11 protein-coding genes are annotated in these 12,595 nt (G+C 68.2%); 8 read left to right on the forward strand and 3 right to left on the reverse strand.

Going from position 1 to position 12,595, the window contains the following annotated elements:
* Positions 1-121, forward strand: a 121-nt coding sequence (locus tag LT948_RS26035) for a hypothetical protein (RefSeq protein WP_232197126.1), incomplete at its 5' end; no start/stop codon positions are given.
* A 139-nt stretch (positions 122-260) separates the two neighbouring features.
* Here LT948_RS26035 and mexS read toward each other — a convergent pair.
* Entirely contained in the window at positions 261-1,280 is a 1,020-nt protein-coding gene (gene mexS, locus LT948_RS26040) for an oxidoreductase MexS (RefSeq protein ID WP_023091717.1), read from the reverse strand.
* A 220-nt stretch (positions 1,281-1,500) separates the two neighbouring features.
* On the opposite strand from mexS, the gene mexT reads away from it, so the two are divergent.
* The 4 genes from mexT to oprN all read left to right on the forward strand — a co-directional run bounded on the left by mexT (position 1,501) and on the right by oprN (position 8,515).
* Positions 1,501-2,415 carry a multidrug efflux system transcriptional regulator MexT gene (gene mexT, locus LT948_RS26045; RefSeq protein ID WP_003089829.1) on the forward strand — a complete coding sequence of 305 codons (915 nt, stop codon included), beginning with the start codon at positions 1,501-1,503 and terminating at the stop codon, positions 2,413-2,415.
* Between the two features lie 230 nt (positions 2,416-2,645).
* A complete protein-coding gene (mexE, locus tag LT948_RS26050) occupies positions 2,646-3,890 on the forward strand; it encodes a multidrug efflux RND transporter periplasmic adaptor subunit MexE (protein WP_003103549.1) in 1,245 nt (414 codons plus the stop codon).
* Positions 3,891-3,911: 21 nt separating this feature from the next.
* Complete coding sequence (gene mexF, locus LT948_RS26055) at positions 3,912-7,100, forward strand: multidrug efflux RND transporter permease subunit MexF (protein WP_003089834.1); 3,189 nt, start codon at positions 3,912-3,914, stop codon at positions 7,098-7,100.
* Positions 7,097-8,515, forward strand: a complete 1,419-nt coding sequence (gene oprN / locus LT948_RS26060; protein WP_003089836.1) for a multidrug efflux RND transporter outer membrane subunit OprN — start codon at positions 7,097-7,099, stop codon at positions 8,513-8,515. The genes mexF and oprN overlap by 4 nt, the downstream gene beginning before the upstream one ends.
* Before the next feature lie 154 nt (positions 8,516-8,669).
* On the opposite strand, the gene LT948_RS26065 is transcribed toward oprN, so the two are convergent.
* Together LT948_RS26065 and LT948_RS26070 are read right to left on the reverse strand one after the other, a co-directional pair.
* A complete protein-coding gene (locus LT948_RS26065) occupies positions 8,670-9,185 on the reverse strand; it encodes a DinB family protein (protein ID WP_003089838.1) in 516 nt (171 codons plus the stop codon).
* Positions 9,186-9,243: 58 nt separating this feature from the next.
* Positions 9,244-10,122 (reverse strand): LysR substrate-binding domain-containing protein, encoded by an 879-nt coding sequence (locus LT948_RS26070; RefSeq protein ID WP_003089840.1) that lies wholly within the window; start codon positions 10,120-10,122, stop codon positions 9,244-9,246.
* 127 nt (positions 10,123-10,249) lie between these two features.
* Here LT948_RS26070 and LT948_RS26075 point away from each other — a divergent pair, with 127 nt between their 5' ends.
* Genes LT948_RS26075 through LT948_RS26085 form a run of 3 tightly spaced genes read left to right on the forward strand, consistent with a single transcriptional unit; the run spans position 10,250 to position 12,578 of the window.
* Entirely contained in the window at positions 10,250-10,882 is a 633-nt protein-coding gene (locus tag LT948_RS26075) for an ankyrin repeat domain-containing protein (protein WP_003109549.1), read from the forward strand.
* Between the two features lie 17 nt (positions 10,883-10,899).
* On the forward strand, positions 10,900-11,355 hold the full coding sequence (locus LT948_RS26080) for a nucleoside deaminase (protein WP_033996163.1): 456 nt from the start codon (positions 10,900-10,902) through the stop codon (positions 11,353-11,355).
* Positions 11,352-12,578 carry a CynX/NimT family MFS transporter gene (locus LT948_RS26085; protein WP_019486591.1) on the forward strand — a complete coding sequence of 409 codons (1,227 nt, stop codon included), beginning with the start codon at positions 11,352-11,354 and terminating at the stop codon, positions 12,576-12,578. The genes LT948_RS26080 and LT948_RS26085 overlap by 4 nt, the downstream gene beginning before the upstream one ends.
* Positions 12,579-12,595: the final 17 nt, after the last annotated feature.

A 12,595-nucleotide genomic window follows, 5' to 3' on the forward strand; every position in this document is an offset into this window, starting at 1 on the left:
CAACGCCCTGACCGCCTACGCCAGCGCCGAGGACCAGCACATCCGCGCCCTCGGCAACTGGCAGACCTCGCGCCTGCGACTGGCGGCGAGCCTCGGTCGCTTGGGGCTTCAAATGATCTGAAGCCGGATTACAGATATTTTCAAGAAGAGTCGAACTGTCCCTTTGCTCTCCTAACGCGCTGGCGACCAGAGCCCAGAGACCTCTGCCCCCCACGAAAAAGCCCGGCTCGATGGCCGGGCTCTTTCGCTGCGGGTGGTCCTCAATCGGCGACGTGGATCACCACCCGGCCACGCTTCGGACAGGTTTCCATGTAGCGATGCGCCTCGACCACCTGGTCGAACTCGAATACCCGGTCGACCACCGGTTTGAGCAGGCGATCGCGGGTCAGTTGCTCGATGTGCGCGAGGGCCTTGCTCACCGACTCGTCGTTGCGTTCCAGGCCCATCTCCGGATGACCGGTGAAATCCATCAGGCAGTGGCGGTAGAACTGCAGGTGCTTCTTGAACGCGGCGCAGGCCGGGAACGCCGACTCGTTGCCGCCGTTGCAGCCATACAGCACCAGCTTGCCGCGGGTGGCGGAGACATCGCCGAGCAGGGTCATCTGCGGGCCGCCCAATTCGTCGAGGATGACATTGACGCCCTTGCCCTCGGTGAAGCGCTCGACTTCCAGGACCAGGTCCTGCTCGTCGGTCACCACCACCTTGTCGGCGCCCTGCTCGCGGAGGAACTCGCGCTCCTCGGCGGACTTGGTGGAAGCGATCACCCGCGCGCCGAGAGCCTTGGCCAACTGGATCGAGACCGGTCCGTACATGCGCGCCGCCTCGGTGATCAGCACGGTCTGCCCGGCCTTCAACCCGGCCAGGTCGACCAGGCCGAAATAGGCCACCAGCAGGCCGGTGTAGTAGACGCTGGCCTCCACCGGGGTGAGTACCTCGGGGTAGACCGCCAGGGCCGCGCGTGGCATCAGCACCACGTCGCCATAGGCCGGATAATGATCGGGGGTATGGGCGGGGAAACTGGCCACGCGGGAACCCAGCGGCAGGTCGCCGACGCCGGCGCCGGCCGCCAGCACCTCGCCGGCCAGCTCGAAGCCGAGACCGGACGGCAGCGCAGCCTGCTCCGGGGCCAGGTTCTGACGCCAGAGCACATCCTTCCAGCTCACGCCGATCGCCTGGACACGCACCAGGACTTCCCCTGCGGCCGGCGCCGGGGTCGGCAGCTCTTCGCATTTGAGGACCTCTGGCGGGCCAAACTGATGAAAACGGATCACTCGGGACATCGCAAACCTCTGCAGTGCATCACGGGGTGAATAACCTCATGGGTTGTGACTGTATCCGCCCATGCCTGACAAAACCACCCGTCGTTATTGATAATGGCTATGCCTGTCAGTGATCCTATGCCCCTCCGGCACCTCGCCAGGCCCCGCCCCGTCTCGCACGCAAGGCTTGACGGCGAGCCCCCGCGGTTGCAGCCTCTAGCCCCTGGAAACGAGGAACGCCATGAACCGAAACGACCTGCGCCGCGTCGATCTGAACCTGCTGATCGTGTTCGAGACTCTGATGCACGAACGCAGCGTGACCCGCGCCGCAGAGAAACTGTTCCTCGGCCAGCCGGCCATCAGCGCCGCGCTGTCGCGCCTGCGCACGCTGTTCGACGACCCGCTGTTCGTCCGTACCGGACGCAGCATGGAGCCCACCGCGCGAGCCCAGGAAATCTTCGCCCACCTGTCGCCGGCGCTGGATTCCATCTCCACCGCCATGAGTCGCGCCAGCGAGTTCGATCCGGCGACCAGCACCGCGGTGTTCCGCATCGGCCTTTCCGACGACGTCGAGTTCGGCCTGCTGCCGCCCCTGCTCCGCCGCCTGCGCGCAGAGGCGCCGGGGATCGTCCTCGTCGTGCGCCGCGCCAACTATCTATTGATGCCGAACCTGCTGGCCTCGGGGGAGATCTCGGTGGGCGTCAGCTACACCGACGAACTGCCGGCCAACGCCAAGCGCAAGACCGTGCGCCGCAGCAAGCCGAAGATCCTCCGCGCCGACTCCGCGCCCGGCCAGCTGACCCTCGACGACTACTGCGCGCGACCGCACGCGCTGGTGTCCTTCGCCGGCGACCTCAGCGGCTTCGTCGACGAGGAACTGGAGAAATTCGGCCGCAAGCGCAAGGTGGTCCTGGCGGTGCCGCAGTTCAACGGCCTCGGCACCCTCCTCGCCGGCACCGACATCATCGCCACCGTGCCCGACTACGCCGCCCAGGCGCTGATCGCCGCCGGCGGCCTGCGCGCCGAGGACCCGCCGTTCGAGACCCGCGCCTTCGAACTGTCGATGGCCTGGCGCGGCGCCCAGGACAACGACCCGGCGGAACGCTGGCTGCGCTCGCGGATCAGCATGTTCATCGGCGATCCGGACAGTCTCTGAGCCCTCCGGCGGCTACCTGCACGAGGCGTCGCAACGGGGAAATCGATCGCGCACCGCGAGCCTGTGGCTTATTCCATCGAAAGCACTGTCCATAACCATCGACTGTTACAGAAAACGAAAAACCATGTATCACTGTTCGTGATAATCAAAATCTCATCGTTCGATTAGTTCCCTGCCGGAGCAGCCCGCAGACTTCGCCAATCCCGAAAAACCGACTGGCGGAGTCAAGCATGGAACAGTCATCCCACTTCTCCTGGCGCTACCCCCTCGCACTCGCGGCCGTACTGGTCCTGAGCGCCTGCGGCAAGGCCCCGGAAACCACCCAAGGCATGGCGGCGCCCAAGGTCAGCGTCGCCGAAGTCATCGAACAACCGCTGAACGAGTGGGACGAATTCACCGGCCGCCTGGAAGCCCCGGAATCGGTGGAGCTGCGCCCGCGGGTATCGGGCTACATCGACCGCGTGGCCTTCCATGAAGGCGCCCTGGTGAAGAAAGGCGACCTGCTGTTCCAGATCGACCCGCGCCCGTTCGAGGCCGAGGTCAAGCGCCTCGAAGCCCAGCTGCAACAGGCCCGCGCGGCCCAGGCGCGGAGCGTCAACGAAGCCCAGCGCGGCGAACGCCTGCGCGCCAGCAACGCGATCTCCGCGGAACTCGCCGACGCCCGCACCACCGCCGCCCAGGAAGCCAAGGCGGCGGTCGCCGCGACCCAGGCGCAACTGGACGCGGCACGCCTGAACCTGAGCTTCACCCGGATCACCGCGCCGATCGATGGTCGCGTCAGCCGCGCCGAGGTCACCGCCGGCAACCTGGTCAACTCCGGGGAGACCCTGCTCACCACCCTGGTCAGCACCGACAAGGTCTACGCCTACTTCGACGCCGACGAGCGCGTGTTCCTCAAGTACGTCGAGCTGGCCCGCCAGGCCGGTCGCGACACGCGCAGCGAGAGCCCGGTGTACCTCGGCCTGAGCAGCGAGGACGGCAACCCGCACCTGGGCCGGCTGGACTTCCTCGACAACCAGGTCAACCCGCGTACCGGCACCATCCGCGGCCGCGCCGTGTTCGACAACGCCAAGGGCGAGTTCACCCCGGGCCTCTACGTGCGCCTGAAGCTGGTCGGCAGCAAGACCTACGCCGCCACCCTGATCAAGGACGAAGCGGTCGGCACCGACCTGGGCAAGAAGTTCGTGCTGGTCCTGGATGGCGACAACAAGACCGTCTACCGCACCGTCGAGATGGGACCGAAGCTGGAGGGCCTGCGCATCGTCCGCAGCGGCCTGAGCAAGGGCGACCGGATCGTCGTGAATGGCCTGCAGCGGGTCCGCCCGGGCATGCAGGTGGATCCGCAGAAGGTCGAGATGGCCAGCGCCGACACCCTGGCCACCCTCGCGCGCCTGCGGCAGTCGGTCGGCGACAGCGAACCACCGAAGGTGGCGGCGTCCAAGGACAACGCCACTCGCAACGAGCCGCGCGGCTGAGCGCGGCGATAGGAAGAACCGATGAATTTCTCCCAATTCTTCATCCAGCGGCCGATCTTCGCCGCGGTGCTGTCGCTGCTGATCCTGATTGGCGGCGCGATCTCCCTGTTCCAGCTACCCATCAGCGAATACCCGGAAGTGGTGCCGCCGACCGTCGTGGTCCGCGCCAACTTCCCCGGCGCCAACCCGAAAGTCATCGGCGAGACCGTCGCCTCTCCCTTGGAACAGGCGATCACCGGGGTGGAGAACATGCTCTACATGTCCTCCCAGTCGACCTCCGACGGCAAGCTGACCCTGACCATCACCTTCGCCCTCGGCACCGACCTGGACAACGCCCAGGTGCAGGTGCAGAACCGCGTCACCCGGACCGAGCCGAAGCTCCCGGAAGAAGTGACCCGGCTCGGCATCACCGTCGACAAGGCCTCGCCCGACCTGACCATGGTCGTGCACCTGACCTCGCCGGATAACCGCTACGACATGCTCTACCTGTCGAACTACGCGGTGCTCAACGTGAAGGACGAACTGGCCCGCCTCGACGGCGTCGGCGACGTCCAGTTGTTCGGCCTCGGCGACTATTCGCTGCGCGTCTGGCTGGACCCGAACAAGGTCGCCTCGCGCAACCTCACCGCCACCGACGTGGTCAACGCCATCCGCGAGCAGAACCGCCAGGTCGCCGCCGGCACCCTGGGCGCGCCGCCGGCGCCGAGCGATACCAGCTTCCAGTTGTCGATCAACACCCAGGGTCGCCTGGTCACCGAGGAAGAGTTCGAGAACATCATCATCCGCGCCGGCGCCAACGGCGAGATCACCCGTCTGCGCGACATCGCCCGGGTCGAGCTGGGCTCCAACCAGTACGCCCTGCGCTCGCTGCTGAACAACAAGCCGGCGGTGGCGATCCCGATCTTCCAGCGTCCCGGCTCGAACGCCATCGAGATCTCCAACCTGGTGCGGGAGAAGATGGCCGAGCTGAAGCACAGCTTCCCGCAAGGCATGGACTACTCCATCGTCTACGACCCGACCATCTTCGTCCGCGGCTCCATCGAGGCGGTGGTGCACACCCTGTTCGAAGCCCTGGTGCTGGTGGTGCTGGTGGTGATCCTGTTCCTGCAGACCTGGCGCGCCTCGATCATCCCGCTGGCCGCGGTGCCGGTGTCGCTGATCGGCACCTTCGCGGTGATGCACATGCTCGGCTTCTCGCTCAACGCGCTGTCGCTGTTCGGCCTGGTGCTGGCCATCGGCATCGTGGTGGACGACGCCATCGTGGTGGTGGAGAACGTCGAGCGCAACATCGGCCTCGGCCTCAAGCCGGTGGAAGCCACCAAGCGTGCCATGCGCGAGGTGACCGGGCCGATCATCGCCACGGCGCTGGTGCTCTGCGCGGTGTTCATCCCGACCGCGTTCATCTCCGGCCTTACCGGGCAGTTCTACCGCCAGTTCGCCCTGACCATCGCGATCTCCACGGTGATCTCGGCGTTCAACTCGCTGACCCTGTCGCCAGCGCTGGCGGCGGTCCTGCTCAAGGGCCACCACGAGCCGAAGGACCGCTTCTCGGTGTTCCTCGACAAGCTCCTCGGCAGTTGGCTGTTCCGTCCGTTCAACCGTTTCTTCGACCGCGCCAGCCATGGCTACGTCGGCACGGTGAACCGGGTCCTGCGCGGCAGCTCGATCGCCCTGCTGGTCTACGGCGGGCTGATGGTGCTGACCTACTTCGGCTTCTCCAGCACCCCGACCGGTTTCGTCCCGCAGCAGGACAAGCAGTACCTGGTGGCCTTCGCCCAGTTGCCCGACGCGGCCAGCCTGGACCGTACCGAGGCGGTGATCAAGCAGATGTCCGAGATCGCCCTGGCGCAGCCCGGCGTGGCGGACTCGGTGGCCTTCCCCGGCCTGTCGATCAACGGCTTCACCAACAGCCCGAACAGCGGCATCGTGTTCACCCCGCTGAAGCCGTTCGACGAGCGCAAGGACCCGAGCCAGTCGGCCGGTGCCATCGCCGCCGCGCTGAACGCCAAGTACGCCGACATCCAGGACGCCTACATCGCGATCTTCCCGCCGCCGCCGGTACAGGGGCTGGGGACCATCGGCGGCTTCCGCCTGCAGATCGAGGACCGTGGCAACCAGGGCTACGAGGAGCTGTTCAAGCAGACCCAGAACATCATCACCAAGGCCCGTGCGCTGCCTGAGCTGGAACCCAGCTCGGTGTTCTCCAGCTACCAGGTCAACGTGCCGCAGATCGACGCCGACATCGACCGCGAGAAGGCCAAGACCCACGGCGTGGCGATCAGCGACATCTTCGACACCCTGCAGGTCTACCTCGGCTCGCTGTACGCGAACGACTTCAACCGCTTCGGCCGTACCTATCAGGTCAACGTCCAGGCCGAGCAGCAGTTCCGCCTCGAACCCGAGCAGATCGGCCAGCTGAAGGTGCGCAACAACCTCGGCGAGATGGTCCCGCTGGCGTCCTTCATCAAGGTCAGCGACACCTCCGGTCCGGACCGTGTGATGCACTACAACGGCTTCATCACCGCCGAACTCAACGGCGCCCCGGCCGCGGGCTACAGCTCCGGCCAGGCGCAGGCGGCGATCGAGAAGCTGCTGAAGGAGGAACTGCCCAACGGCATGACCTACGAGTGGACCGAGCTGACCTACCAGCAGATTCTCGCCGGCAATACCGCGCTGTTCGTCTTCCCGCTCTGCGTGCTGCTGGCCTTCCTCGTGCTGGCCGCCCAGTACGAGAGCTGGAGCCTGCCGCTGGCGGTGATCCTGATCGTGCCGATGACCCTGCTGTCGGCGATCACCGGGGTGATCCTGGCCGGCAGCGACAACAACATCTTCACCCAGATCGGCCTGATCGTTCTGGTGGGGCTGGCGTGCAAGAACGCGATCCTGATCGTCGAGTTCGCCAAGGACAAGCAGGAGGAAGGCATGGACCGCGTCGCCGCGGTGCTGGAAGCCTGCCGCCTGCGCCTGCGGCCGATCCTGATGACGTCCATCGCCTTCATCATGGGCGTGGTGCCGCTGGTGATCTCCACCGGCGCCGGCGCCGAGATGCGCCATGCGATGGGCGTGGCGGTGTTCTCCGGGATGATCGGGGTGACCTTCTTCGGCCTGCTGCTGACGCCGGTGTTCTACGTCCTCATCCGCCGCTTCGTGGAGAACCGCGAAGCGCGCCGCGCCGCCAACGACAAAGGCCTGCCAGAGGTGCATGCATGATTCACGCGCAGTCGATCCGGAGCGGGCTCGCGCCCGCCCTGGGTCTGTTCAGTCTGCTGGCGCTCAGCGCCTGCACGGTGGGTCCGGACTACCGGACCCCCGACACCGCGGCGGCGAAGATCGACGCCACGGCGAGCAAGCCCTACGACCGCAGCCGCTTCGAAAGCCTGTGGTGGAAACAGTTCGACGATCCGACCCTGAACCAGTTGGTCGAACAGTCGCTGAGCGGCAACCGCGACCTGCGCGTGGCCTTCGCCCGCCTGCGCGCCGCCCGCGCCCTGCGCGACGACGTGGCCAACGATCGCTTCCCGGTGGTCACCAGCCGCGCCAGCGCCGACATCGGCAAGGGCCAGCAACCGGGAGTGACCGAGGACCGGGTCAACAGCGAGCGCTACGACCTTGGCCTGGATAGCGCTTGGGAGCTTGACCTGTTCGGGCGCATCCGCCGTCAGCTGGAGTCCAGCGACGCCCTCAGCGAAGCGGCCGAGGCCGACCTGCAGCAACTGCAGGTCAGCCTGATCGCCGAGCTGGTGGACGCCTACGGCCAGCTGCGCGGCGCGCAACTGCGCGAGAAGATTGCCCTGAGCAACCTGGAGAACCAGAAGGAGTCGCGCCAGCTCACCGAGCAACTGCGCGACGCCGGGGTCGGTGCCGAACTCGACGTACTGCGCGCCGATGCGCGCCTGGCGGCCACCGCCGCCAGCGTGCCGCAACTGCAGGCGGAAGCCGAGCGCGCCAGGCACCGTATCGCCACCCTCCTCGGCCAACGGCCGGAAGAGTTGACAGTGGACCTTTCGCCGCGCGACCTGCCGGCGATCACCAAGGCCCTGCCGATCGGCGATCCCGGCGAGCTGCTGCGCCGCCGACCGGACATCCGCGCCGCCGAACGGCGCCTGGCCGCCAGCACCGCCGACGTCGGCGTGGCCACCGCCGACCTGTTCCCGCGGGTCAGCCTCAGCGGCTTCCTCGGCTTCACCGCCGGGCGGGGCTCGCAGATCGGCTCAAGCGCCGCCCGCGCCTGGAGCGTCGGCCCGAGCATCAGTTGGGCCGCCTTCGACCTCGGCAGCGTGCGTGCCCGCCTGCGCGGCGCCAAGGCCGACGCCGACGCCGCGCTGGCCAGCTACGAACAGCAGGTGCTGCTGGCCCTGGAAGAATCGGCGAATGCCTTCAGCGACTATGGCAAGCGCCAGGAGCGCCTGGTCTCGCTGGTCCGCCAGTCGGAAGCCAGCCGCGCCGCCGCGCAACAGGCGGCGATCCGCTACCGCGAAGGCACCACCGATTTCCTGGTGCTGCTGGACGCCGAACGCGAGCAACTCTCCGCCGAAGATGCCCAGGCCCAGGCCGAGGTCGAGCTGTACCGCGGCATCGTGGCGATCTACCGCTCCCTCGGCGGTGGCTGGCAACCCAGCGCCTGAACCGGCTATCCCCCGGCCGATGGAAATCGGCCACTCCAGCCCCGCGATTGCAGCTCCTGGTCGCGGGGCTTTTTTATGCGCAGCGCGGGGGCTCGGTCGAGCCCCACGTCGTTTCTCGGCGATGGCGTAGAGGCTCGGCGGCCATTGCCGCAGGCTATTCCCGCCGCTCCGGCTGCGCGGAGTGGATATACAGGGTGTAGGTATCCGCCGGCCGGGGCGCGCCCGCCAGGTCGAGGGCATGACCGATGGCGCCGCGATGGTAGGTGCCATGGTTGACGATATGGAAGAGGATCTCCTGGCGCGTCATGCCGCCGTCGCGGCCATCGGCGAAGCGGAAGCGCAGCCATTCGCCGCGACGCTCCAGCGGCAGCTCGGCGACATAGCCGGCGAACCAGGCGGCCGAATCCTCCAGCCGGCGACGCAGGACGTCGTAGCCAGGCACCACCTCGCTGTTGGTCTGTTGGTGGGGCGCCGGCTCGCCCAGCAGGCGCGCCCTGAACAGTTCCTCGACGATCGCCATGTGATTGAGCTGTTGCAAGGCGAAGGCCAGCGAGGCCGGGAACGCCTCGGCGTCGATCCGGGCGATGGCATCGAGGGTGCGGCGGTCGGACCAGGCCTTGTAATTGAAGGACTCGACCAGCAGGTCGACTTGCAGGGTGGGTCGGGACATGTGGCGGGCTTCCGTGTCCATTCGCTGAGGGAGCCGGATCATAGCCCGGAGACAGCGCTCAGCGCTCGCCCTGCAACCCTTCCAGGCGTGCATCGCAGAGGTCGCGCAGGCGGTCGCGGAGGGTGCGCCCGGCGCTGTCCAGCTCGGGCCGCGCGTAGAGCGCCAGCTCCAGGCCAGCGATGGGCGGGAAGCCGGCCTGCGCGCCAAGCAGGCGATGCTCGGGCCCGACGCAGCCCAGCGGCAGCAGGCTGACCCCCAGTCCGGCGCCGACCGCGGCCACCAGGCTGGCCAGGCTGGCGCTGGAATAGCCGATGCGCCAGCGACGCCCGATGCTCTCCAGGGCATGGATCATCTCCTGGCGATACAGCGCGCCGACCGGGAACACCACCAGCGGCACCGGCTCCTCCGGCGAACCCTCGCCGAACGGCCGCGCGGCGCTGCCGAACCAGCCCAGCGGCTCGGCCCAGCGTGCATGGCAGTCGCTGTCGGCCCCCCACTGCTTGACCAGCAGCAGGTCCAGCTCGCCGCTGCGATAGAGGCGCAGCAGGTGATGGCTGAGACCGCTCTCGACCTCCAGGCGCAGTCGCGGACGCTCTTCGGTGAAGCGCGTCAGCACCGGCATCAGCACTTCGCCGGCGAGGTCTTCCGGCACGCCGAGGCGCAGCACGCCGTCGCCATGGGCCGGGCTGAGGGCCTCGCTGGCCTCGTCCGAGAGCCGCAGCAGGCGCCGCGCGTAGCCAAGCAGACGCTCGCCTTCCTCGGTCGGCAAAACCTGCCGCTGGCTGCGGTCGAGCAGGCGGCAACCGAGGTTCTGTTCGAGGCGGATGACCTGCTGGCTGACGGTGGACTGGGTCAGGTGCAGGTGTTCGCCGGCGCGGGTGAAGTTGCCGGTGTCGACAACGCTGACGAAGGTACGGAGCAGGACCAGATCGAGCATGCACACTCCCACTGAAAGGCATTCCATCATTTAATTTCAGCATACATGACATCGACGCCATACTTTTCGCCAACGCCTATCGGAGTCCATCGACATGTCCCTGGCCAATCTATGCAGGAGCGGAGCCATGCTGGTCTGCGCAGCATTCAGCGGAGGCGCCGGCGCGAGCGACGCCGGAGCATTGCTCGAAGCCGCGCGTCGCGGCGATACCGCGCAGGTCGCCAGCCTGCTCGAACGCAAGGTCGAGGTCGACGCGCCCAGCGCCGACGGCAGCACCCCGCTGCTGCTGGCCACCGCCAACGACCACCTGGCGGTGGCGCGCCAGTTGATCGAGGCCGGCGCCGACGTCAACCGGCAGAACAGCCGGCTCGACAGCCCGTATCTGCTGGCCGGCGCCGAGGGCCGCCTGGAAATCCTGCGCCTGACCCTGCTCCACGGCGCCGACCTGAAGAGTACCAACCGCTATGGCGGCACCGCGCTGATCCCGGCCTGCGAACGCGGCCATGTGGAAGTGGTGAAGACGCTGCTGCAAGCCGGGGTCGATCCCAACCATGTCAACAAGCTCGGCTGGACCGGGCTGCTCGAGGCGATCCTGCTGAGTGACGGCGGTCCGCGCCACCAGGAGATCGTGCGCCTGCTGATCGACGCCGGCGCCGACGTCAACCTGGCCGATGCCGACGGCGTCAGCCCGCTGGCCCACGCCCGCCAGCGCGGCCAGGGCGGGATCGAGCGGCTGCTGCTGGCCGCCGGCGCCCAATGAAAGCGAAGGAGAAAGACATGTCTGATGAAACCTTCATGCGCGAGGCCATCGCCCTCGCCCGCGCCAACGTCGAGGCCGGCGGCCGCCCGTTCGGCGCCTTGCTGGTGCGCGACGGGCGGGTCCTGGCCCGCGGCGTCAACCAGATCCACGAGACCCACGATCCCAGCGCCCACGCCGAACTGCAGGCGATCCGCCAGGCCAGTCAGGCACTCGGCAGCCCGCGCCTGGACGGTTGCGTGATCTACGCCAGCGGCCATCCCTGCCCGATGTGCCTGGCCGCCATGCATCTCTGCGGCATCCAGGCGGCCTGGTTCGCCTATTCCAACGAGGACGGCGAAGCGTTCGGCCTGTCCACGGCCACGCTCTACGCCGAGATGGCGCGCCCGCCACAGCGGCAGAGCCTGCCGCTACGCGCCCTGCGTCCTGCCGGCGAAGAGGGTCTGTACCGGCAATGGCGGCAACGCCAGGCATGAGCGCGCGAATCCCTTCCGGCGGCCAGGCCGCCACCGGCGTCGGCGCGGCGGAGGTCAGTTGGGTCGGCCTGCTGGTAATCTTCTGCCTCGGCATCAACCTGCGACCGATCCTCACCGGCATCGGCCCGCTGCTCGAGGAAATCACCGCCGGCACCGGTCTCGGCTTCCAGGGCGCGTCGCTGCTGACGGTGTTGCCGGTGCTCTGCATGGGCCTGGTGGCGCTGTTCCTGCCCTGGCTCGGGCGCTGGCTGGCCGAGCACCGCGGCATCGTCTGCGGACTGCTGGCCATCGCCGCGGCCTGCCTCTGGCGCCTGGAACTGGATAGCGGGCTGGCGCTGATCGCCAGCGCCGCGCTGGCCGGCAGCGGCGTGGCGATCATCCAGGCGCTGGTACCGGGCGTGGTCAAGCGCTGGTTCCCGAGGCGGGTCCCGGCGGCGATGGGCCTCTACTCGGCCTCGCTGATGGCCGGCGGCGGAACCGCGGCGGTGCTCAGCCCGCGGATCGCCGAACACTTCTCCAACTGGCAGGCCGGCCTCGGCGCCTGGGCCGTACCGGCCCTGCTGGCGCTGCTGCTGTGGATGTTCGCGCGGCCAAGGGAGGTGCTGCCGAGCGCTGGCGAGGGGCCGGTCCGGCACTTCTTCGGCAATCGCCGTGGCTGGCTGCTGGCGGTGTATTTCGGGTTGATCAACGGCGGCTACACCAGCATGGTGGCCTGGTTGCCGGTGTACTACCGCCAGCTCGGCTGGAGCGCCCAGGACAGCGGCGGGCTGGTCGGGATCATGACCATCTTCCAGGTGCTCGCCGCGCTCAGCGTGCCGCTGCTGATTCGCCGCCGCCTCGACCGCCGGCCCTGGCTGCTGGCCGCGCTGCTGGTCCAGCTCGGCGGCTTCTGCGGCCTGCTGCTGATGCCGCTGCAGCACGCGGCGCTGTGGGTGGCGTTGATCGGCTACGGCCTGGGCGCCTGCTTCGCCCTCAGCCTGACCCTGACCCTCGACCACCTCCACGAGCCGCGTGCGGCGGGAAGCCTGGCGGCCTTCGTGCAGGGCATCGGCTTCATCATCACCGGCATCGTGCCCTACCTGACCGGCTGGCTGCGCGACGCCACCGGCAGCTTCCAGGCCTCCTGGCTGCTGCTCGCGGCGAGCGTGGTGGCGATGTTGCTGGTGACCCTGCGCTTCGCCCCGTCCGGCTATGCCCGGGCCATGGGCGAGACGCGCGACTGAGCGGCGGACCTCCGCGC

It is taken from the genome of Pseudomonas sp. CP-1 (assembly GCF_021213715.1).
GTDB classification, from domain to species: domain Bacteria; phylum Pseudomonadota; class Gammaproteobacteria; order Pseudomonadales; family Pseudomonadaceae; genus Pseudomonas; species Pseudomonas aeruginosa.

What these genes read in the sequence shown, in the direction of transcription:
- mexS (WP_023091717.1), bottom strand. Translation starts at nt 1,280, where the DNA reads ATGTCCCGAGTGATCCGTTTTCATCAGTTTGGCCCGCCAGAGGTCCTC.
- mexT (WP_003089829.1), top strand. Translation starts at nt 1,501, where the DNA reads ATGAACCGAAACGACCTGCGCCGCGTCGATCTGAACCTGCTGATCGTG.
- mexE (WP_003103549.1), top strand. Translation starts at nt 2,646, where the DNA reads ATGGAACAGTCATCCCACTTCTCCTGGCGCTACCCCCTCGCACTCGCG.
- mexF (WP_003089834.1), top strand. Translation starts at nt 3,912, where the DNA reads ATGAATTTCTCCCAATTCTTCATCCAGCGGCCGATCTTCGCCGCGGTG.
- oprN (WP_003089836.1), top strand. Translation starts at nt 7,097, where the DNA reads ATGATTCACGCGCAGTCGATCCGGAGCGGGCTCGCGCCCGCCCTGGGT.
- LT948_RS26065 (WP_003089838.1), bottom strand. Translation starts at nt 9,185, where the DNA reads ATGTCCCGACCCACCCTGCAAGTCGACCTGCTGGTCGAGTCCTTCAAT.
- LT948_RS26070 (WP_003089840.1), bottom strand. Translation starts at nt 10,122, where the DNA reads ATGCTCGATCTGGTCCTGCTCCGTACCTTCGTCAGCGTTGTCGACACC.
- LT948_RS26075 (WP_003109549.1), top strand. Translation starts at nt 10,250, where the DNA reads ATGCTGGTCTGCGCAGCATTCAGCGGAGGCGCCGGCGCGAGCGACGCC.
- LT948_RS26080 (WP_033996163.1), top strand. Translation starts at nt 10,900, where the DNA reads ATGTCTGATGAAACCTTCATGCGCGAGGCCATCGCCCTCGCCCGCGCC.
- LT948_RS26085 (WP_019486591.1), top strand. Translation starts at nt 11,352, where the DNA reads ATGAGCGCGCGAATCCCTTCCGGCGGCCAGGCCGCCACCGGCGTCGGC.